This window comes from Sphingomonas naphthae (genome assembly GCF_028607085.1).
GTDB lineage: Bacteria > Pseudomonadota > Alphaproteobacteria > Sphingomonadales > Sphingomonadaceae > Sphingomonas_Q > Sphingomonas_Q naphthae.
This window is the reverse complement of the sequence record NZ_CP117411.1, coordinates 2,238,813-2,258,146: the sequence shown is the minus strand read 5'-3', so window position 1 is coordinate 2,258,146 and position 19,334 is coordinate 2,238,813. Positions and strand designations below refer to the sequence as shown.

The window sequence follows — 19,334 nt, the reverse complement described above, 5'->3', positions numbered from 1 at the left end:
CAGCGGGGAACGCGGATACCCCTCCACCACCGGCTGCGCCGGCGGTCCCCCTCCCCAAGCGAGCTTGGGGAGGAACGGCGCTGTATCCCCGGGGTTGAGCCCGGACGCGAAAGGCGGGAAGAGGGTGGGGTGATCGACGAGGATGACGAACAGGCGACGCCGCCCCGGCGCATCGGGCGCTGGATCGCGGGCGGCGCCGTGGGCGTGTTCGCGCTCGGGCTGGCGGTCGGCTGGTCGCAGCGCGAGCCGCTGGCGCGCAATGCGATCGATCGGATGCTGTGGCGGAACGGGGTCGACGGCAGCTATCGCATCGCCCGTTTCGGGGTTTCGAGCCAGACGATCGAGCATGTCTCGCTGGGCGACCCGACCGCGCCCGACCTGACCGCGCGCCGCGCCACCGTCCACCTGCGCTACCGCTTCGGCTGGCCGAGCGTGACGCGGATCGAGGCGGAGGGCGTGCGGCTGCGCGGGCGGATCGTGAAGGGCACGCTCAGCCTCGGGAGCGTCGATCGGCTCCTGCCGTCGGGCGGGGGTCCGTTCGCGCTGCCCGATGTCGCTGTCGACCTGCGCGACGCGGCGATGCGGCTGGAGACGCCGGTTGGCATCGCGCAACTGAGTTTGGCCGGGCGGGGCAATCTGGCGGGCGGGTTTCGCGGCACGCTCGGCGTGGCGATGCCGGTGGCGCTGGCGGCGGGATGCCGGGCGAGCGACGTGGCGGGGCGGCTGCTCTTCACCACGGCGGGCGGCGAGCCGACCCTCGCCGGGCCGGTGCGGAGCGCGAGCCTGGCCTGTGCGGGGGCGACGGTGACGGCGCCCCGGCTGGAGCTGGACGCGACGCTGGCCAAGGCGCTCGACGGCTGGCGCGGGGCGGCGGGCTTCGTGACGGCGGGTGTTTCCGCCGGATCGGTGCGGGCCAAGGCGGCGCGCGGACGGGTGGATTTCAGCGGTACGGCGCAGGCGACCAACGGCGCGATGCGGGTCGCGCTGGACGAGGCGGCGGTGCCCGGCGGGCGTGCGCGGCGGATGGAATTCGACGGCGGCTATCGCTTCACGGGCGGGCGGATCGAGGTCGCGGGCGACGCAAGCCTTGCCGGCGGATCGGCCGATGCGCGGGCCGTTCGGGCGCTGGCGACGGCGGGGGCGGGTTCGCCCGCCGGGCCGGCGCTGGTGGGGCTGGGCCGGGCAATCGAGGCGGCGGCGGGCGCGTTCGGCGGATCGGCGCGGCTGTCGCTGCGGGCGGGCGACGCGCCGTTGCGGCTGGCGATCGAGCGGATCGACCTGAAGGCGGCGAGCGGCGCGGCGCTGGCGGTGCGCGCGCAGGGCCAGCCCGAGGCTGTGATCGTGCAGGGCGGGATACCGCTGCTGCATCTGGCGGGGACGATCACGGGCGGCGGGCTGCCGACGACACGCCTGCTGCTGACCGGCAACCGATCGATCAGCGGCCGCGCCGAGGTGGCGCCGTTCGGCACGGCCGATTCGCGCGTGGCGCTGGCGCCGGTCGCCTTTTCGCGCGCCGAGGGTGGCGCGCTGCGCTTCGCGACCCGGCTGACGCTGGACGGGCCGGTCGCGGACGGGCGGGTCGAGGGGCTGACCCTGCCGGTTGCGGGCGAGGCGGGGGCGCGGGGGCTGTTCGTCAACCGCCAGTGCGAGCGTCTCGGCTTCGCGCGGCTGGCCATCGCGGGGACGGTGTTCCGCCCGGCCAGCCTGCCGCTCTGCCCGATCGGCGCGGCGATGGTGACGCCCGGGGGCGGCGGCGTGCGGATCGCCGGGACGCGGATCCTGGGCGCGGTCGGCAAGGCGCCGTTGGTGCTCGCCTTTGGCACTATCGCCGTGCCGCTCGACCGGCCGGGCTTCACCGCGCAGGGGCTGACGGTGCGGCTGGGCGAAGGGGACGACCCGACCAAGCTCGACCTGCCTACGCTCGATGGGCGATTCTCCCCGGCCGGGATCGCGGGCACCTTCCGCGACGCATCGGGCAAGATCGGCAATGTGCCGCTGCTGCTGTCGGGCGCCGCCGGGGACTGGACCCTGAAGGGTGGGGTGCTGGCGCTGGGCGGCGGGCTGACGGTGGCCGATGCCGGGGCGCCCGCCCGATTCGAGCCTTTGGTGTCGCGCGACGTGACGCTGGAGCTGCGCGGCGGGGTCATCACCGCGTCGGGGCATCTGCTGGAGCCAAAGACGGCGGCGGAGATCGCGGCGGTCAACCTGCGGCACGATCTGGGCAAGGGCGCGGGCGACGCGACGCTGGCGGTCGGCCGGCTGCTGTTCGACGATCGGCTCCAGCCCGAGGCGCTGACCAGGCTGACCCTGGGCGTGATCGCCAACGTGCAGGGCTCGCTCACGGGCGAGGGGCGGATTCGCTGGGATGCCAACGGTGTGTCCAGCGACGGCGATTTCGCCACCGAAGGCGTCGATCTGGCGGCCGCCTTCGGCCCCGTGAAGGGCATCAAGGGGCGCATCCATTTCTCCGATCTGCTCGCGCTCGCCACCCCGCCGGGGCAGGTGGCGACCATCGCCGAGATCAACCCCGGCATCGCCGTGAGCGAAGGCGTCGTCCGCTACCAGCTGCTCCCCGAGCAAAGGGTGAAGGTGGAGGCGGCGCGCTGGCCTTTTTCGGGCGGGGAGCTGGAGCTGGCGCCGACCGAGATGGATTTCGGGCGGCCGGTCGAGCGGCGCATGACCTTCCGGGTGACGGGAATGGATGCCGCCAAGTTCGTGGAACAGTTCGATTTCAAGAATATCGCGGTGACCGGCACGTTCGACGGCAGCCTCCCGATGATCTTCGACGACACGGGCGGGCGGATCGTCGGCGGGCGGCTGACGGTGCGCAAGGCCGGCGGCACCTTGGCCTATGTCGGCGAGCTGTCCAACGCCCAGCTCGGCACGTTCGGCAAGCTCGCCTTCGATGCGCTGAAATCGATGCGCTACGATTCGCTGTCGATCGGGCTGGACGGCGCGCTCGACGGGGATGTCGTGACGCAGGTGTTCTTCGACGGCACCAACGAGACGCCCAAGGCGGCGCGGCGCGGGATCATGGGCCAGTTCAGCAACCTGCCGTTCCGCTTCCGCATCACGATCCGCGCGCCTTTCCGGGGGCTGCTCAATTCGGCCAGTTCGCTCAACGATCCGCGCGGGCTGATCCGGCAGGCGCTGCCCCCGGCGGGCGTGCTGCCCGGATCGGGCGGCGCTTCCGCTTCCCCCACCGTTCAGCCCCCTGTAAGTGAGAATAGACGATGAGGATGCCCATGGAGATACGGATAGGCGGGCTGGGGGTGGCGGCGGCGATGATCGCATCGCCGTTGCTTCTGGCCGGCTGCATCTCGGTCAAGGCGCCCGACAAGCCGATCGAGATCAACCTGAACGTCACCATCCGCCAGGAAGTGGTCGTGTCCTTGCGCGAGAATGTGAAGAATCTCGACCAGCAATATCCGGGAGTGTTCTGACGATGGCGCGGTTTGTGATCGGTTTCGCGGGTCTCCTGCTGATGGCGGGGGGCATCGCGGTGGCGCAGTCCGAGGATGCCGTCGTGGCGCAGGCGCGCGCGGGCGGCGCCGTCGGCGAGCAGGCGGACGGCTATCTCGGCTTCGCCTCGGCCCCCTCGACGGCGGTGCGGCAGGCGGTGGACGCGATCAACATCAAGCGCCGCCAGATCTACACCGACATCGCCGGATCGCAGGGCGCGACCGTGCAGGAGGTGGCCGCCGCGCGTGGCTGCGACCAGCTTGCCAAGCGCGTGGCGCCGGGCGAAGCCTACAAGTCCGGCGCGAACTGGGCGGTGCGCCAGGGCAATGCGCCGGTGCCGTTGCCGGCCGTCTGCAAGTAAACGGATCGGCGATCGCCCCTGTGGGGGCCGGGCGGCCGATCCAAAGATCGGCATGGACACCGGTGTCAGCAGGGCGTAATTTCCAACGGCTGTTTCAGGGCGACGAGTCTGCCGCTGAAAATCGGGAAAAGCGCCGGGGCGATCGAACGCGATCGCCTCCCGCGCTCTCATCCTTTACGCCCATCCCGGTGCGGTTGACTTGTAGGATACCGCTTCCTAAAGGGTCGGCGCCTGGACGGGATAGCCCGCCGGCATGGCCGCACCCCCCGCGTCAGCCCATGAGGGGCAGGCTGGAGGAGACGGACATGGCGGCAGGAGATTCCGAGCGGGATCCCATCGGCGAAGACGCGCGAATCTCCTCGCTGGACAAGCGGTTGAGCGACGCACGCGCCGCCGAGGCGATCAGAAGCGGCAAGGCACGCGACGGTTCCGGCAAGGGCTATGCCCAGGGCAATCGCGTGCTGGCCGAGATGATCGCGGGTCCGGCGGGTGGCGCCTTGCTCGGCTGGTTGTTCGACCGCTGGATGGGGACCGCACCCTGGGCGCTGCTGGTGTTGCTGTTCCTCGGGATCGGCGTCGCCATCAGGAACATCTATCGAATCTCCATGGAGCGCCCGGAGTGAACTTCGGGCGCTTGGACTAAGAAACGGGGCTGAACAGGGGCATGGCGCACGGCGGCAAGATCGACCCGATGCATCAGTTCACGGTCGAACCATTGTTCGGCCAGCATCTGATGGTCGGCGGGTACGACCTCTCCTTCACGAACAGCGCGCTCTGGATGGTGCTGACGCTGGTCGGGTTGTGGGTGTTCATGCTGGGCGGCATGAAGCGCCAGCTGGTGCCCGGCCGCTGGCAGGCCGCCGTCGAGAGCGTGACCGGCTTCATCACCGGCATGATGCACGCCAATATCGGCCCCGAAGGGCGCCGGTTCGTGCCGCTCGTGTTCTCGCTCTTCATGTTCATCCTGCTGTCGAACATCCTCGGCCTCGCGCCGATCGGGGTGGTTCCGGGCGGCCATGCCTTCACCTCGACCAGCCATTTTACCGTGACGGGCACGCTCGCCGTGCTGGCGTTCGGCACCGTGCTGGTGGTGGGCTTCGCCAAACATGGCTTCCACTTCTTCTCGCTGTTCGTGCCGCACGGCACGCCGGTGGTGATGATCCCGCTGATGTTCGTGATCGAGCTGCTCTCCTTCATGATCCGCCCGTTCAGCCTCGCGCTGCGACTGTTCGTGGCGATGACGGCGGGCCACATCCTGCTGAAGGTGCTCGCGGGCTTCGTCATCAACGCCAGCGCCGCCGGCATCGGCTATGGCGTGCTGGTCGGCCTGCCCACCTTCGTGCTGATGGTCGGTATCTCGGCGCTCGAGCTGCTGGTCTGCGCGATCCAGGCCTATGTGTTCGCGCTGCTCACCTCTTTGTACCTGAACGACGCGGTCAACCTTCACTAAGACCGCGCGGTCAAATCGCTTGAAATCAGTTAGATAGGGAGTTTTACGATGGATCCTGTTGCAGCCAAGTTCCTCGGCGCCGGTCTCGCCGCGATCGGTCTCGGCCTCGCCGCGCTCGGCGTGGGTAACGTGTTCGCCTCGTTCCTCGAAGGCGCGCTGCGCAACCCGTCGGCCGCCGACGGCCAGCAGGGCCGCCTGTTCATCGGCTTCGCCGCCGCCGAGCTTCTCGGCCTGCTGGCGTTCGTCGTCGCGATGATCCTGCTGTTCGTCGCCTGAGCCGGATCGCCGGGCGTTCGCGCCCGGCGGCCGTTTGAATTTGCCTAACTCCGTCGAGAGCCGCCGATGCCTCAGATAGAACAGCTTGCGTCCACCTACGCCGGCCAGGTCTTCTGGATGCTGATCGTCTTCGCGCTGATCTATTTCGGGATCGGCAAGGCGATGCTTCCGAAGATCGAATCGACCGTCGAGGGCCGTGAGCGCCGCATCGCCGACGATCTGGCCGCCGCCGAGCGCGCCCAGGCCGAAGCCGATGCCGGCGAGGAAGCCTATCGGGTGCGGATGAACGAGGCGCGAGCCACCTCGCTCGCCCAGAACCAGGATGCCAAGGCCAGGGCCCAGGCCGCGTCGGAGGCCCGCGTCAAGCAGGCCGATGCCGTGCTGGCGGGTGCATCCGCCACGGCCGAAGCCAGCCTCTCGGCGGCGCGGACCGATGCGCTCTCGCACCTGGAAAGCGTCGCGGCCGAGATCACCCAGGATCTGGTCGCGCGTCTCGCCGGCCTGACCGTCTCGACCGACGAGGCCGCCACGGCGGTGCGTCGCGCCGCGACGGCACAATAAGGGCGGCTCGACCATGTCCCATCACACCCCCGCGCTCGCCAACACGATCGACGAGGAGCCGCTGGTCAAGACCCATATGGGCAGCGACGGCATGGCCCCTCACAGCGAGCCGAGCGCGCTTTATCTGAACGGTGCCGGCTGGGTCGCTTTGGCGATGCTGGTGCTGATCGGCCTGATGCTGTGGAAGAAGGTTCCGGCGGCGATCGGCAAGGCGCTCGACAAGAAGATCGCCGGCATTCGCAAGGATCTCGACGAGGCCGCCAAGCTGCGCGCCGAGGCCGAGGCGCTGAAGGCGGAATATCTGAAGAAGTCGGCCGAGGCCGCGAAGGAAGCGGACGACATCCTCGCCCGCGCCGCCACCGAAGCCGAGGCGATCGTCGCCCGCGCCGAGAGCGACGCCTCCGCGCTGATCGAACGCCGCCGCCGCATGGCGGAGGACAAGATCGGCGCCGCCGAACGCGGCGCCATCGCCGAAGTCCGCGCCGAAGCCGCCCGCATCGCGGCGCAAGCCGCCGCCGCGATCCTCACGGAACGCAACGACGCGGTGGCCGACAAGGCGCTGATCGACCGCACGATCTCGGGCATCGGATCGGCACGCCTGAACTGAGGCAGTTCGGCCCGATCGACGACACAGGGGCGCTGCCGGGAACGGTGGCGCCTTTTTCGTTTGCGAGCGTCGACGACGCTAGATTGTGATGAGATGCTCGGAAAGCGCCCGGAAACGGACTTTCGGTACTCTAAAACAGAACGGCTCGCTGGTGGCACCGATGCGATCAAGAAGCGAGCCTGGCCGGTACGTCTCGACCAACATCGGCACGCAACTCTCGATAGCGATCGGAAGGTCGATTTCGGCGATTGCCAACGCCGCCATGCCATCGACCGGGGCAATCGCCGCATCCTGAAGGCATAAACTGTTCAGGGCATCGGCATAGGTCGCGAAGAACGGCCGGAATTCAGGGGGAATTGTTGCGCTCTCGGTGTCGCGAACCCTGATAAGCCAGTCCGGTGCGCTGCCCGCACTCTCGACACCGGTCGTCCAGATATCACCCTGCCGGCCGTGCCGGAAATTGTGAGCATGGTGAGCGAGCATCACGTCGCTGAACAGCCGGGTGCCGACCGCATAGAGCGCGCTGTCGAATATGTTTGCGAGAAACAGGACGGTCGGCTTCGTGGGTGACGCGGCACCGATGCCTGTGACGTACAGTCTCCAGTTGCTCTGGCGAGGCGACGGGAACAGCCGGCGCCCCGATCCCGCCAGAGCAGGGCCAAAATGACCATGCGCGTAGGTGAGTATGGTCAGAATGGTGTGTCCATCGACTTGTACGATCTCCACGCCGGGTGGCACGAGGTCGGCGACGGCTTCTGCCGGTACGACCCAGTTGGCGTAGATAACATCACGGACATCGCTTTCCAGAACTGCGAACGGCAGGCGTTTCATGATGGTGCGAAGCAGGGCCTTGATCGGTCGGGAGTTCGCCAATCGGTTTTGCAATCGACCCATCAAGCCATCGGTCGGCGCGCGAAAAGATGATGCTGCTGCAAAAGGCGAAGGTTCGGTCATGGCCAGTCGATGCCTATGTTGCGCTAGTCGTGAAATCAGAAAAGTTCGTCGAGCATGAGGTGGAAGCGAAGTTTCGCCTGGTCGGGCGCGGCGATGCCATATTGGTCGAAGAGACGTTCGGGCAGGCCACCGCCGAATTCGTGCAGGCAGTTCCACAGGATCGCCAGATCCTGATAGCGATCGGCGATGCCGACCCGGCCGACATCGATCAGCCCGGCGACCGCGCCGTCGATCATCAGGATATTGTCGAGCGAGAAGTCGCCATGGGTGACGACCGGATCGGGGGCGAGCGGCAGCAGGGCCTGCATCGCGTCCCACACCCGTTCGGCGCTCCAGCCGGCGCGGGCCTCGTCGAAATCGTCGAGGTCGATCAGCCCGGCGTCGATCCGCGCGCGGGCGCGGGCAAGGCGATGGGGGTGCGCGCTGGTGAACGGGCAGGTGTCGATCGGGATGGCGTGGAGGCGGCGCAGGAAGGCCGCCAGCGCATCGACGATCGTGTCCGCCGCGCCGGGGTCGTCCTCCAGGCATTGGAAAGCCGTGCGGCCCGGCATCGCGGTAATCAGCAGCCATGCCGCGTCGTCGGTGCGGACGAAGTGGCGGACTTCGGGTACGGGCAGGTGATCGGCCAGCCAGAGCAGCCGTGCCATCTCGTCGGTGATATCCCCGGCAACGCTGGCGGCGCCATGTTTCAGGAACAGATCCGGCGCGCCCGCCTTGCCATGCAGGCGGTAGACGGCCCCACCCGATTCGCCGATCGTGTCGCGCGCCCAAAGATAGAAGTCGAGCGACGCGGCCATGGCATCGGGCAGGGCGGGGGCGGCGCAGGGCGTTTCACGTTCGCTGTCGTCTGCCACCCGTCACTCTCCGTTCCCGCCCCGAGGGGGTATAGCGGCGCCGGCATTTATCCCCAAAGCCGCGCAATCCCGCGCTTGATCGGGGCGGGGCGGCGTGGCTAGGTTCCGGCGGTTTCGCGACGGGGATGAGCGATGCGGGTGCTGCTGGGCATGATGGGGCTGATCGCGGCGGTGGCGGCACCGGCGGCGGCGGCCGACAAGGAAAACCCCCTGCTCGGCGCCTGGGCGCGCGAGGCGGGGCCGGAGCAGGACTGGCAGCCCGGCGATCCGCGCCAGCAGCTCACCTTCACGAGCGACAGCATGGTGATCGGCACCGGCGAGGGCATCGCCCTGCGCGGCTACAGCGTCCACCAGACGACGGTGAAGGCGCAGACGCGCGGCGGCGCGGTCTATCTGTTCCGTATGGCCGGGCCGGATCGCATGTGCATGGTGCCCGCCTGGGGCGGCGCGCGCGGCGACGCGACGAGCCGCTGCTACGTCCGCCGGCAGGTTCGGTACGATCCGACGCTGGTGTGAGGAGCGGGCGCTGTCGCCCGCCCCCGAGCATTCATCCACGACAGGCTGGAGGATCGCCCCCCAGCCCAGGATCAAGCCCTCTTCAGAACATCGTCTCGACGGCCGCGACGGCGGCCGCCGCCCAGAACATAGCCGACAGAACGCAGACGCCAGCCAGGCAGATACCCTTCATTGTCCTCACCCCAAATTCGCTCTGACCCGCCGGAAAAAGTGCCGGGCGGGGGTCGGGTCCGCGATCTGCCTGCGCGGTCCTTGAGAGCAGGACGAAGCCGAAACGACGACTCCACACCCCTCCCGTGAAAAATAATTAACCATGCGGTGAGTCGATTGCCCGGCCGGTTTCGGGCCTGTCCTACAGGCGGATATTCTGCCAACGGAGCAGCGAGCCCAACCTCCGTCCGATCCCCCCGAGGAGAGTCCCCCGATGCCCGATCTGCCCGGTTTCGATGTCGCCGCCTTCGTCGCCGCGACCCTGGCCGAAGATCTGGGCGACAAGGGCGACATCACCTCGGCGGCGGTGATCCCGGCCGATGCGATCTTCGATGGCGTGATGGACAGCCGCGACGCGATCACGGTGGCGGGCCTGCCGATCGCCGAAGCCTTCTTCCGCGCGCTCGATCCCGACGTGCGGCTGGAGCGGCTGGTGCAGGATGGCGACCGGGTGGCGGCCGGCACCGAGCTGCTGCGCCTGCGCGGCAAGGCGCGCGCGCTGCTGACGGCGGAGCGGTCGGCGCTCAACACCGTGCAGCATCTGTCGGGCGTCGCCACTCTGGCCCGCACCTATGTCGATGCGATCCGGGGCACGGGGGCGACCCTGCTCGACACGCGCAAGACCATCCCCGGCCTGCGCCTGCTGGAGAAATACGCCACGCGCATGGGCGGGGCGACCAACCACCGCATGGGCCTGTGGGATGCCGCGATGATCAAGGACAATCATGTCGCGGTGGCGGGCGACATCGGTGAGGCGGTGCGGCGCGCGGTGGTGGCGGGCATCCCCTCGATCATCGTCGAGGTGGATCGGATCGATCAGATCGAGCCGGCGATCGCGGCGGGGGCGACGCATCTGCTGCTCGACAATATGGACCCGCCGACCCTGCGCGGCGCGGTGACCCTGGTGGGGGGGCGCGTGCCGACCGAAGCCTCGGGCGGGGTGAAGCTGGAAACGATCCGCGCCATCGCCGAGACGGGCGTGACCTATATTTCGGTCGGGCGGCTGACCCAGTCGGCGCCGGCCGCCGACATCGGGCTCGACTTCAAGGCGGGCTGAACGGCACATATCCACGGATCGACGGGAGGGCAGGGACATGGTGAAGCGGATGTGGCTCGCGCTGGCGCTGCTGGCGGCGCCCGGGGCGGCGCTGGCGCAGGCCAGCCAGTGCAGCGTGCCGGCGCGGGTGCCGCCCTATCGGGTCGAGGGGCCGACCGCGCAGGAGCCGGCGCGCCGCCTGCCGACCGGCAGCTATACGCTCGCGATCACCTGGTCCCCGCAATATTGCCGCACCCGGCTGCGATCGGCGGCGGATGCCTTCCAGTGCGGCGGGGGCGGGGCGCCGCGTTTCGGCTTCACCCTGCATGGCCTGTGGCCGGACGGCGTCGGCAAGTTGTGGCCGCAATATTGCAAGACCGCGCCGCTGGTGCCCGAAAAGGTGGTGCGCGACATGCTGTGCGCCACGCCCGACGCGCAACTGGTGCAGCATGAATATGCCAAGCACGCCACCTGCATGGGCGTGACCCCGGCGGCCTATTTCGGCCGTTCGCGCGCGCTCTACGCGGGGCTGCGCTACCCCAACATGGACTGGCTGTCGCGCCGGCCGCAGACGGTGGCGAGCTTCTCGCGCTCCTTCGCGCGCGCCAATCCGGGGATGCGGGCGGACATGATCCACCTCAACATCAACCGGCAGGGCTGGCTGGAGGAGGTGTGGCTGTGCCTCGATACCGCCTTCAAGCCCACCGCCTGCCGCCCCGGCGGGCCGCGCCCGACGACGACGGTGAAGATCTGGCGGGGGCGGAAGTAAGGGGAGGACGATAGGGGCCGGCTTGGTCCGAGAGCGAAGCCGGCCCCTTGTCTCTCAATCCTTCGACGGATCCTTGTAGCGGAACGGATCGGTGTCGTTCGGCTGGGTCGGGGTGGTGCCCGCCGGGATCGGCTTGTCGCTGTTCGCGGCCGACAGCAGCACCGACGCCAGGATCACCGCCGCCTGCCGCAGATCGGTCGCGCGCAAATGATCGTAGGTGTCGACGCTCGAATGGTGGGTGCGGCTGCCATAATCCAGCGGGTCCTGAATGAACTGGAAGCCGGGCAGGCCCACCGTCTGCATATAGACGTGGTCGGTGCCGCCGGTCTTGGCCGCCACCACCGATGTCGCGTCGAAGCCCTCGAACGGCGACAGCCAGTCCTTCAGCATCGGTACGGCGGCGAAATTGCCCTCGGTGTAGAGGCCGCGCAGGCGCCCGCCGCCATTGTCGATGTTGAAATAGCCGGCCAGATCGGAATAGCCCGGCAGCTTGGTCACCGGATAGGTGCGGCTGTTGAAGCTCGGCCCCAGCGCCGCTTTCTCCGGGTCGGCATTGAGTGGCCGGGTCGCCAGATGCTGGCGGACATAAGCGTCGGAGCCATGGATACCCTGCTCCTCGCCGGCCCACAAAGCGAAGCGGATCGTGCGCTTCGGCGTCGCGCCGATCGCCTTCAGGATGCGCGCCGCCTCCATGATGATCGCGCTGCCCGCCGCATTGTCGGTGGCGCCGTCGGCCGCCACCCAGCTGTCGAGGTGGGCGCCGGCCATCACATAGCCCGCCTTCGGGTCGCTGCCCGGCAGGTCGGCCAGCACGTTATAGGCCTTGGTGTCGGTATCGACGAAATGGACGTTGGAATTGATCTCCAGCGTCACCGGCCCGGTCTTGGCGAGGCGGGCGAGACGGCGATAATCCTCGGCGGCGATCTCCACGCCGGGCAGCGCGGCGGTGTCGCCCACCTGATAGCGATAGCCCTCGCCATGGACGAGGCCGTTGTCGCGATAGGACATGCGCGCCCACGCCACCGCGCCCTCGGCCTTCAGGAAGGCGTCCAGCTTGCGCGGCCACACGGTGCGCTCATAGCGCGGCTTGTCGAAATCGGGGTCGAGATCGGGCTGCTCGACCTTGTTGATCCTGGTGATGTCGTCGCGGGTCAGTCGCTTGAACGGCGCGGCGGCCTCGTCGTCCTTGGCGGGCGCCGGATAGGTCACCAGCACGATCTTGCCGGCCAGCTTGCCGCGCCACTCGGCGAAGTCGCGCTCCTTGGCCATCGGCGCCACGATGATCGGCGCCGAGAGCGTGCCCGTCGTCGCCGGCGTCCAGGCGATCGGGATCGAGCGCAGGGTGATCGGCCGGGGGCTCACCATCCGCACGCTGGCATTCTCGATCCACCAGCCGCGCCCGAACTCGAACCCTTCGAGGTGGACGTTGGAAAGACCCCAGCCCTTGAACTGTCCCTGCGTCCATTTCTCCGCCTCGCGCATGGCGGGCGAATTGGTCATGCGTCCGCCGATCCGGTCGGTCAGATAGGCGGCGGTCTGCATCACCTGGCTGTGCTGAAAGCTCTGGTCGGCGATCCTGTTGATCGTCGGCGCATCGAGCGGCGCGGCGACGGCCGGCGCCACGAGCGCGGTGGAGGCGAGGGCGGCGATCAGGGTGTTGAGGCGCATGAGGGAAAAGGGTTCCTCCGAATCGGGCTGTACCGCTGACATAAGGCAGTCCAGCCGCTGGAGGACAGCATTGAATGCGGCAGGATCGTACCGCTGTTCGACTGGATACCCTATGCCGGCACGTTCGCTCCCGATCGGGAAGGCGCGCCCCGATGCTCAGACGTGGGCGATCTCGTCCGCGTCGGTCTCGCAGGTGACGCCGACTTCGCCGGTTTCCTCGACCTGGCGGTAGAGTTGGGCCTGCCGGGCGCGCATATCGTCGCCCACGGCGTCCAGATCGATCCGGCCCTTGGCATGGGCTTCCTTGGCGTCGGCGAAGAGGTCTTCATCCTCCTCGTCGATATGGTGGATCGTTTCCTCGCCCAGCACATGCACCTTGGACTTGAACAGTTCCTCCGTGCCCTTGAGCTGCTCCAGTTCGGCGATGATGCGCTTGCCGGAGGCATGTTCGACGATCCCTTCATCCACCTCGTCGGCGCCGATTACGGGCTTCAGCGCTGGATAGAGAATTTCCTCCTCGATCGTCATGTGGACGGTGAGGCGCAGGCAGAGTTCGTCGGCGACAGCCTTCAGATCGGCGCCCTCGGCTTTCTCCGCGCGATCGAACAGCTTGCGGAAGATCCGATGCTCTTCCTTGAGGAGCGCGATCGCCTTGGGGTCGTCGTCCAGCACGCGATGGTCACCCTGCGTGTTGCGCGCCTCATATTTGCCGGCCATGTCGAATTCCTCAGGTTAGGTCGCGACAAGAACGGCGCGTGCGGGCGGCAAGTTCCCCGCGCTCGATACGGGCTGGCCGGCCTTGTTCCGGCAAGGTCACCCCACGCTCACCAGCCGCGCGATATCCACCGTCTGGCCGCCGCGCCGCAGTTCCACCGTCAGGCGGGGGGCGCCGTTGCCCATCCGGCCGAGGGGGCTGCCCTGGACGATCGTATCGCCCACTCGCACCGCGACCACGGCGAGGTCGGTGACGAGGCTGTTCCAGCCGCCGCCATGATCGATGATGACGACCTGGCCATAGCCCTTGAACGGCCCGGCGAAGGACACGCGGCCGCCGGCGGGGGCCACCACCTGCGCGCCGGGGGCGGTGGCGATGGTGAGGCCGCGGGTGCGGATGCCGGCCGAATTGGTCTCGCCCAGGCCGGTGACGAGCTGGCCGATGGCGGGGATGCGATAGGCCGGGCGGGCGGCATTGCCCGCCACGGGCTCGGGCGCGGGCGGGGGGCTGGCGACCGCGCCGGGCAGCGCCGGGCGCAGCAGCGGGCCGGGCAGCGAGGCGAGGCGTTCGCGCACCGACGCCTGATCGTTCATCTGATCGACCAGCGCGGTCAGGTCGCGCGCCTTTTCGGCCAGACCCTGCGCGCGCTCCTGTTCCAGCATGGCGGAATCGGCGAGGCTGGCGGATCGGGCGCGGATCTGCGCCTCGGCGCGGGCCAGCTCGACCCGGCGGGCGCCCAGCGCGGCGCGCTCCTGCCGCAGCGAGAGGATGCCCGATTCGGCCGCCGCGCGGAGGCGTTCGTTCTCGGTCAGCGCGGCGCGCAAGTCGGCGGTGCGGCGCTCGATCTCGGGCGTGGCGGCGCCGATCAGCGCGCGGACGTGGACGACGTCGCGCAGCGAGCCGGGCTCCACCAGGGTCATCGCCGCCGGGCGCCGCGCCATCGTCTCCAGCGCGCCCAGAACGCGGGTCAGCGGCGCCTGTCGTCGGGCGAGTTCGTCGCGCTGGCGGTGGCGCTCGCGCTCGATCAGGCGCAGCCGCGTCTCGGCCAGCGCGATCCGCGCCTCGCCCGCCTGCACGCTGGCGGCGATGGCGGCGGCGTTGGCGCGGATGCGATCGGCGTCGTTGGTCGCCTTAGCTGCGGCGGCGGCGAGCAGCCGCGCGCGATTGCCGGCCGAGGCGGCGGCGCGATTGGCCGAGGCCAGCGCCGCCCGCTCGTTGGCCGCCTGCGCCGCGCCGCCGACGACCAGCATCGCGCCCAAAGCGGCGATGATCCCAATCCGCCGCATCAGCCTTCGCGGTGATAGGGATGGTTGGCGAGGATGCTGGTCGCGCGCCAGAGCTGTTCGGCCAGCATGGCGCGCGCCATCAGGTGCGGCCAGGTCGCCGCGCCGAAGGCCAGCAGCAGATCGGCGTCGGCGCGCTGTTCGTCGTCGTGCCCGTCGGCCGCGCCGATCAGGAAGCGGGCCTCGCGGCGGCCGTCATCGCGCCAGCGGCCGAGCATCTCGGCGAAGGCCATCGAGGGGAGTTGCCTGCCCTTCTCGTCGAGCAGGATGCGGACCGTGCCGGGCTCGATCGGCGGCATCCGGCCGCCCGTATCGGGCAGCTCGGTGGATTTCACCGGCCAGGAAATGCGCTTGAGGTAGCGATCGACAAGCTCCGCCTCCGGCCCGCGACCGATCTTACCCCGCGCCACGATGTGGAGCAGCAAGGAGCGTCAGGCGGTGCCGACGGCGGGGCTGGGCGAATCGCCGAAGCCCCACATCCGCTCCAGATTGTAGAAGCTGCGGACCTCGGGCCGGAACAGGTGGATGATGATGTCGCCGGCGTCGATCAGCACCCAGTCCGCGCTGGGCAGACCCTCGATGCGCGAGCTGCGGCCGGTCTCGGCCTTGATCCGCTCGACCAGCTTCATCGCCATCGAGGCGACCTGGCGGGTCGATCGGCCGGAGGCGATCACCATATGGTCGGCGAAGCTCGATTTGCCCGCGAGCGGGATCGAGACGGTCTCGACCGCCTGGTCGTCATCCAGGGACGAGAGCACCAGCCGGTGCAGGGTCTCGACGGAATCGGCGCCGGGGATGCCGCGGTCGGAGACGGCGGCTAACGGGGTAGGGGTGGGCAAGTAACCTCCTCATGGATGGGCCGGCGCGTCACGCGATCGCGCAGGCCCCTTGTTTCGACAGACAGATGCCAGTCCGGATCGCGCGCGCGCAGGGCGGTGGCGGAGCGTGGGTCGGGGCGGAAGCGCAGCAGCACGATCGCCGGCGGTCTCCAACTCGTCCAGTTCCTCGCCTGGGCTCGCGGCCGGACGGCGGACCGCAGCCAGCCCATCGCCTTCGCGGCATGGGCTGCCCGATCATACTCCGGTCGGGCGATTACCGCAATCGGCACGAGGCGGGCGATTTCCCGCCATTTCCGCCATTCGTGAAACTGCGCCAGATTGTCCGCGCCCATGATCCACACGAAGCGGCGGTTCGGATAACGGCGGATCAGCCGCCGGATCGTATCGACGGTGTAGCGCGTGCCGAGGTGCTGCTCGATCGCGGTCGGCCGGATCGGGGCGTTGCGGGCCATGCGATGGGTCGAGGCGAGGCGGGCGGGCAGGGGCGCCATGCCGGCTTTCGGCTTCAGCGGATTGCCGGGCGAGACGAGCCACCACATCTCCCCCAGCCCCAGCGCGCGGATCGCGAACAGGCTGATCGATCGATGCCCGCCATGCGCCGGGTTGAAGGAGCCGCCGAGCAGGCCGGTAGGGGTCATTCGGGGAATGTGCGCCAGTCCTCGGCGGCGTGGTGGACGCGGAGGATATCCAGCCGCTCCCCGATCACGCGATAGAGCAGGACGTAGTTGGTGCCGCGCACCGTCCACTTGCGCGCGGCGGTATCCTCCAGCCGCTGCCCGGCGTGGGGCATTCCCGTGAGGAACGCGGCGGCACTGTGGATGCGGAGCAACATGGCATCGGCAGATTCTTCGGAATATTGCGCCCAATAATCATCGGTCACGCCAAGGTCCGCTTCGGCCGGACCCGTCCAGACGATCCGCATCAATGCGCGGACTTCGCCGCCCGACGCGCCCGGACCCTCGCGACGATATCCTCATGCGGGATCACGTCGCCGCGATCGGCCGCGTCGATCCCCTCCTGCACGAAGGCGAGGAAATCGGCCTCCTTCTCGGCAGCGCGCTGGATGGCGTGCGCGGCGAACCACGCCCGGCTGCGGCCCTGCGCCTTGGCGACCTTGTCGACCAAGGCCATTGTTTCCTCGTCGAGGCGGGCGGTGATGACGGCGGTCTTGCTCATGGCATCAATGTATCGCTTGTATACAGGCGATACAAGCGGCGATCACGGCCGGGTCTGGCCCGTTCCGCGCACCTGCCATTTGTAGGTCGTCAGCCCCTCCAGCGCGACCGGGCCGCGCGCGTGGAGGCGGCCGGTGGAGATGCCGATCTCCGCGCCCAGCCCGAACTCGCCGCCGTCGGCGAACTGGGTAGAGGCGTTCCACATCACGATCGCCGAATCGACCGTGTCGAGGAAGCGTTCGGCGACCGCCTCGTCCTCGGTGACGATCGCGTCGGTGTGGTGCGATCCATGGACGGCGATATGCGCCATCGCCCCCTCGACGCCATCGACCAGCGCCACCGCGCAGATCGCGTCGAGATATTCGGTATCCCAATCCTCCCCCGTCGCCGCCGTCACGCGATCGTCGACCGCCTGCGCGGCCACGTCGCCGCGCAGCGCGCAGCCGGCGTCGATCAGCGCTGCCAGCACGGGCGCGGGATCGGCATAGGCGCGGTCGATCAGCAGGGTCTCGGTCGCGCCGCACACGCCGGTGCGGCGCATCTTGGCGTTCACCGCAAGCGTGGCGGCTTTCTCCGGGTCGGCGGCGGCGTCGATATAGAGGTGGTTGATGCCGTCGAGATGCGCCAGCACCGGCACCCGTGCCTCGGCCTGCACCCGCGCGACCAGCCCCTTGCCGCCGCGCGGCACGATGATGTCGATCAGGCCGGAGGCGGTCAGCATCGCGCCCACCGCCGCGCGATCGGTCGTCGGCACCAGTTGCACCGCGTCGGTCGGCAGGCCGGCATCGGCCAGCCCGGCGGCCAGCGCGGTGTGGAGCGCGCGATTGGTCTCGACCGCTTCGGAGCCGCCGCGCAGGATCGCGGCATTGCCCGCCATCAGCGCCAGCGCCCCGGCGTCCACCGTCACGTTGGGCCGGCTTTCATAGATAATGCCGATCACGCCCAGCGGCACGCGCACCCGGCGCAGCACCAGGCCGTTCGGCCGCTCGCGCTCGTCGATGATCTCGCCGACCGGATCGGGCAGGCCGGCCACATCGTCCAGCGCGGTGGCGATGCCGCCCAGCCGGTCGGGGTTCAGGATAAGCCGGTCGATCATCGCGTCCGACAGCCCGGCGCCGCGCGCGCGGGCGACGTCCTCGGCGTTGGCGGAGAGGATCGCGGTCTCGGCGGCGCGGATGCGTGTCGCGGCGGCGCGCAGCGCGGCGGCCTTGGACGCGGTCGGCGCGGCGGCCATCACCAGCGCCGCTTCGCGTGCCCGTGCGCCCATCGACGCGATCAGCTTGGTGGGATGCTCGCTCATGGTCGCGCCGGTAGCATGATGCACCGCAGCGGAACAGGCTTGGCGAAGCGCCATCGGCTGGGGCAGGATGCGCGGAGGCATCGCTGGGGTGAGCGGATGAGCGACGGTATCGACGACCTAGGGACGATCGTGACGGGCGGCCTCGTCGCGCGGACCTTCTCGGGCAAGGCGGGCGCGGCGGGCGGCGGTCCGCTGCCCAACGACAAGCATCATTCCGACGGGCATGGCGCCTGCCTCAATTGCGGCACGCCGCTGGTGGGCGCGCATTGCCACGCCTGCGGCCAGCCCGGTCATCTCCACAAGGACGCCACCGGCCTGCTCCACGATATCGCCCATGGCGTGTTCCATTTCGAGGGGCGGACCTGGCACACGCTGCCGCTGCTCGCCACCAAGCCCGGCCACCTCACCCGCCGCTATATCGATGGCGAGCGGGTGAAATTCGTCTCGCCGATGGCGCTGTTCCTGTTCTCGGTCTTTCTGATGTTCGCGGTCGTCTCCAACCTCGCCTGGACGGGCACCGGCAAGGGCGGGGTCGAGAAGAATTTCATCAACGAAACCGCCAAGGGCATGGCCAAGGCGCGCGAGAATACCGTCGGCGAACTCTCCGCGCTGGAACAGGCGCGCAGCGTCGCCACCACCGATGCCCAGCGCGCACGCATCGACGCGCAGATCGCCGACACGAAGAAATCGATCAAGGCGATCGAGACGATCGGCGGCATGGCCGGCACCGCCAAGGCCACCGCCCAGCCCGAACGCGAGGAGAAGGTCGGCCTCAACACCGGCATCTCCTGGCTCGATCAGTCGCTCCGCCACGCCAGCGAGAATCCCGAGTTGCTCGCCTACAAGATCAAGTCGTCCGCCTATAAATATAGCTGGGCGCTGATCCCGATCTCGCTGCCCTTCATCTGGATGATGTTCCTGTTCCGCCGCGGCGTCGGCCTCTACGACCACGCCATCTTCGCGACCTATTCGCTGGCGGCGATGAGCCTGCTGGTGGTGGTGCTGGTGGTGCTGAGCTGGATCGGTGTGGCGAAATGGGTGCTGTGGACCGCCTTCTCGATCCTGCCGCCGATCCACATGTATAAGCAGCTGAAATATGGCTACGGCCTCGGCCGCTTCGGCGCGACATGGCGGACCTTCACGCTGCTGATGATAACCACGATCACGAGCAGCCTGTTCGTGTCGATGCTGTTCTACATGGGGACGGCGCATTGAGGGGGGCTTCGATAAAAGGCCGCCCGTACAGGGACACGAATTTTTTGGGGTAGCTGCCGCCGGGCGCCCGGCCTAGCCCCCGA

General features: G+C 69.1%; 23 protein-coding genes. 12 read left to right on the top strand and 11 right to left on the bottom strand.

What is annotated here, in order from left to right; all coding sequences use genetic code 11:
• The first annotated feature begins 129 nt into the window (after positions 1-129).
• The 8 genes from PQ455_RS10760 to PQ455_RS10725 all read left to right on the top strand — a co-directional run bounded on the left by PQ455_RS10760 (position 130) and on the right by PQ455_RS10725 (position 6,717).
• On the top strand, positions 130-3,237 hold the full coding sequence (locus PQ455_RS10760; RefSeq protein WP_273686076.1) for an intermembrane phospholipid transport YdbH family protein: 3,108 nt from the start codon (positions 130-132) through the stop codon (positions 3,235-3,237).
• Between the two features lie 47 nt (positions 3,238-3,284).
• Positions 3,285-3,443 (top strand): YnbE family lipoprotein, encoded by a 159-nt coding sequence (locus PQ455_RS10755; protein ID WP_420542870.1) that lies wholly within the window; start codon positions 3,285-3,287, stop codon positions 3,441-3,443.
• A 2-nt stretch (positions 3,444-3,445) separates the two neighbouring features.
• Positions 3,446-3,823 carry a YdbL family probable chaperone protein gene (locus PQ455_RS10750; RefSeq protein ID WP_273686074.1) on the top strand — a complete coding sequence of 126 codons (378 nt, stop codon included), beginning with the start codon at positions 3,446-3,448 and terminating at the stop codon, positions 3,821-3,823.
• 305 nt (positions 3,824-4,128) lie between these two features.
• Entirely contained in the window at positions 4,129-4,446 is a 318-nt protein-coding gene (locus PQ455_RS10745) for an AtpZ/AtpI family protein (RefSeq protein ID WP_273686073.1), read from the top strand.
• 41 nt (positions 4,447-4,487) lie between these two features.
• Positions 4,488-5,273: a F0F1 ATP synthase subunit A gene (locus PQ455_RS10740; protein WP_273686072.1), complete on the top strand. Its 786-nt coding sequence runs from the start codon at positions 4,488-4,490 to the stop codon at positions 5,271-5,273.
• 48 nt (positions 5,274-5,321) lie between these two features.
• Entirely contained in the window at positions 5,322-5,549 is a 228-nt protein-coding gene (locus PQ455_RS10735) for a F0F1 ATP synthase subunit C (RefSeq protein ID WP_273686071.1), read from the top strand.
• A gap of 66 nt (positions 5,550-5,615) precedes the next feature.
• Positions 5,616-6,110 (top strand): F0F1 ATP synthase subunit B family protein, encoded by a 495-nt coding sequence (locus PQ455_RS10730; RefSeq protein ID WP_273686070.1) that lies wholly within the window; start codon positions 5,616-5,618, stop codon positions 6,108-6,110.
• Positions 6,111-6,186: 76 nt separating this feature from the next.
• Entirely contained in the window at positions 6,187-6,717 is a 531-nt protein-coding gene (locus tag PQ455_RS10725; protein ID WP_273691351.1) for a F0F1 ATP synthase subunit B family protein, read from the top strand.
• A gap of 78 nt (positions 6,718-6,795) precedes the next feature.
• Here the strand turns inward: PQ455_RS10725 and PQ455_RS10720 are convergent, their stop codons facing one another.
• Together PQ455_RS10720 and PQ455_RS10715 are read right to left on the bottom strand one after the other, a co-directional pair.
• Positions 6,796-7,671: a DUF2071 domain-containing protein gene (locus PQ455_RS10720; RefSeq protein WP_273686069.1), complete on the bottom strand. Its 876-nt coding sequence runs from the start codon at positions 7,669-7,671 to the stop codon at positions 6,796-6,798.
• 35 nt (positions 7,672-7,706) lie between these two features.
• On the bottom strand, positions 7,707-8,468 hold the full coding sequence (locus PQ455_RS10715; RefSeq protein ID WP_273691349.1) for an APH(3')-I family aminoglycoside O-phosphotransferase: 762 nt from the start codon (positions 8,466-8,468) through the stop codon (positions 7,707-7,709).
• A gap of 189 nt (positions 8,469-8,657) precedes the next feature.
• Here PQ455_RS10715 and PQ455_RS10710 point away from each other — a divergent pair, with 189 nt between their 5' ends.
• From PQ455_RS10710 to PQ455_RS10700, 3 genes are all read left to right on the top strand, one after another.
• A complete protein-coding gene (locus PQ455_RS10710) occupies positions 8,658-9,041 on the top strand; it encodes a hypothetical protein (RefSeq protein WP_273686068.1) in 384 nt (127 codons plus the stop codon).
• A 424-nt stretch (positions 9,042-9,465) separates the two neighbouring features.
• The gene (gene nadC, locus PQ455_RS10705) at positions 9,466-10,308 is read left to right on the top strand and encodes a carboxylating nicotinate-nucleotide diphosphorylase (protein WP_273686067.1); all 843 of its coding nucleotides are present in this window, start codon (positions 9,466-9,468) and stop codon (positions 10,306-10,308) included.
• 37 nt (positions 10,309-10,345) lie between these two features.
• On the top strand, positions 10,346-11,056 hold the full coding sequence (locus PQ455_RS10700; RefSeq protein WP_273686066.1) for a ribonuclease T2 family protein: 711 nt from the start codon (positions 10,346-10,348) through the stop codon (positions 11,054-11,056).
• Positions 11,057-11,110: 54 nt separating this feature from the next.
• On the opposite strand, the gene PQ455_RS10695 is transcribed toward PQ455_RS10700, so the two are convergent.
• The 9 genes from PQ455_RS10695 to PQ455_RS10655 form a co-directional block, all read right to left on the bottom strand.
• The gene (locus tag PQ455_RS10695) at positions 11,111-12,724 is read right to left on the bottom strand and encodes a M20/M25/M40 family metallo-hydrolase (RefSeq protein WP_273686065.1); all 1,614 of its coding nucleotides are present in this window, start codon (positions 12,722-12,724) and stop codon (positions 11,111-11,113) included.
• Between the two features lie 156 nt (positions 12,725-12,880).
• The gene (locus PQ455_RS10690) at positions 12,881-13,441 is read right to left on the bottom strand and encodes a hemerythrin domain-containing protein (RefSeq protein WP_273686064.1); all 561 of its coding nucleotides are present in this window, start codon (positions 13,439-13,441) and stop codon (positions 12,881-12,883) included.
• Between the two features lie 96 nt (positions 13,442-13,537).
• Positions 13,538-14,725, bottom strand: a complete 1,188-nt coding sequence (locus PQ455_RS10685) for a murein hydrolase activator EnvC family protein (protein WP_273686063.1) — start codon at positions 14,723-14,725, stop codon at positions 13,538-13,540.
• On the bottom strand, positions 14,725-15,147 hold the full coding sequence (locus PQ455_RS10680; protein ID WP_273686062.1) for a 23S rRNA (pseudouridine(1915)-N(3))-methyltransferase RlmH: 423 nt from the start codon (positions 15,145-15,147) through the stop codon (positions 14,725-14,727). The genes PQ455_RS10685 and PQ455_RS10680 overlap by 1 nt, the downstream gene beginning before the upstream one ends.
• A 6-nt stretch (positions 15,148-15,153) precedes the next feature.
• Positions 15,154-15,519, bottom strand: coding sequence for a ribosome silencing factor (gene rsfS / locus PQ455_RS10675; protein ID WP_273691347.1), 366 nt, complete (start codon positions 15,517-15,519; stop codon positions 15,154-15,156).
• Between the two features lie 20 nt (positions 15,520-15,539).
• Complete coding sequence (locus tag PQ455_RS10670; RefSeq protein ID WP_273686061.1) at positions 15,540-16,199, bottom strand: nicotinate-nucleotide adenylyltransferase; 660 nt, start codon at positions 16,197-16,199, stop codon at positions 15,540-15,542.
• Positions 16,196-16,441 (bottom strand): type II toxin-antitoxin system RelE/ParE family toxin, encoded by a 246-nt coding sequence (locus tag PQ455_RS10665; protein WP_420542780.1) that lies wholly within the window; start codon positions 16,439-16,441, stop codon positions 16,196-16,198. Before PQ455_RS10665 ends, PQ455_RS10670 begins: the two co-directional genes overlap by 4 nt.
• A 41-nt stretch (positions 16,442-16,482) precedes the next feature.
• Complete coding sequence (locus PQ455_RS10660) at positions 16,483-16,737, bottom strand: CopG family ribbon-helix-helix protein (RefSeq protein WP_273686059.1); 255 nt, start codon at positions 16,735-16,737, stop codon at positions 16,483-16,485.
• A 42-nt stretch (positions 16,738-16,779) separates the two neighbouring features.
• Complete coding sequence (locus tag PQ455_RS10655; RefSeq protein WP_273686058.1) at positions 16,780-18,036, bottom strand: glutamate-5-semialdehyde dehydrogenase; 1,257 nt, start codon at positions 18,034-18,036, stop codon at positions 16,780-16,782.
• Between the two features lie 39 nt (positions 18,037-18,075).
• Between PQ455_RS10655 and PQ455_RS10650 the strand changes: the two genes are divergently transcribed.
• On the top strand, positions 18,076-19,251 hold the full coding sequence (locus PQ455_RS10650; protein ID WP_273686057.1) for a DUF3667 domain-containing protein: 1,176 nt from the start codon (positions 18,076-18,078) through the stop codon (positions 19,249-19,251).
• Positions 19,252-19,334 lie beyond the last annotated feature (83 nt).

Coding starts and splice junctions, on each gene's coding strand:
- PQ455_RS10740 (WP_273686072.1), top strand. CDS start 4,488: ATGGCGCACGGCGGCAAGATCGACCCGATGCATCAGTTCACGGTCGAA.
- PQ455_RS10655 (WP_273686058.1), bottom strand. CDS start 18,036: ATGAGCGAGCATCCCACCAAGCTGATCGCGTCGATGGGCGCACGGGCA.
- PQ455_RS10750 (WP_273686074.1), top strand. CDS start 3,446: ATGGCGCGGTTTGTGATCGGTTTCGCGGGTCTCCTGCTGATGGCGGGG.
- PQ455_RS10730 (WP_273686070.1), top strand. CDS start 5,616: ATGCCTCAGATAGAACAGCTTGCGTCCACCTACGCCGGCCAGGTCTTC.
- PQ455_RS10745 (WP_273686073.1), top strand. CDS start 4,129: ATGGCGGCAGGAGATTCCGAGCGGGATCCCATCGGCGAAGACGCGCGA.
- PQ455_RS10685 (WP_273686063.1), bottom strand. CDS start 14,725: ATGCGGCGGATTGGGATCATCGCCGCTTTGGGCGCGATGCTGGTCGTC.
- PQ455_RS10660 (WP_273686059.1), bottom strand. CDS start 16,737: ATGAGCAAGACCGCCGTCATCACCGCCCGCCTCGACGAGGAAACAATG.
- PQ455_RS10735 (WP_273686071.1), top strand. CDS start 5,322: ATGGATCCTGTTGCAGCCAAGTTCCTCGGCGCCGGTCTCGCCGCGATC.
- PQ455_RS10755 (WP_420542870.1), top strand. CDS start 3,285: ATGATCGCATCGCCGTTGCTTCTGGCCGGCTGCATCTCGGTCAAGGCG.
- PQ455_RS10690 (WP_273686064.1), bottom strand. CDS start 13,441: ATGGCCGGCAAATATGAGGCGCGCAACACGCAGGGTGACCATCGCGTG.
- PQ455_RS10670 (WP_273686061.1), bottom strand. CDS start 16,199: ATGACCCCTACCGGCCTGCTCGGCGGCTCCTTCAACCCGGCGCATGGC.
- nadC (WP_273686067.1), top strand. CDS start 9,466: ATGCCCGATCTGCCCGGTTTCGATGTCGCCGCCTTCGTCGCCGCGACC.
- PQ455_RS10695 (WP_273686065.1), bottom strand. CDS start 12,724: ATGCGCCTCAACACCCTGATCGCCGCCCTCGCCTCCACCGCGCTCGTG.
- PQ455_RS10725 (WP_273691351.1), top strand. CDS start 6,187: ATGGGCAGCGACGGCATGGCCCCTCACAGCGAGCCGAGCGCGCTTTAT.
- PQ455_RS10700 (WP_273686066.1), top strand. CDS start 10,346: ATGGTGAAGCGGATGTGGCTCGCGCTGGCGCTGCTGGCGGCGCCCGGG.
- PQ455_RS10720 (WP_273686069.1), bottom strand. CDS start 7,671: ATGACCGAACCTTCGCCTTTTGCAGCAGCATCATCTTTTCGCGCGCCG.
- PQ455_RS10710 (WP_273686068.1), top strand. CDS start 8,658: ATGCGGGTGCTGCTGGGCATGATGGGGCTGATCGCGGCGGTGGCGGCA.
- PQ455_RS10715 (WP_273691349.1), bottom strand. CDS start 8,468: ATGGCCGCGTCGCTCGACTTCTATCTTTGGGCGCGCGACACGATCGGC.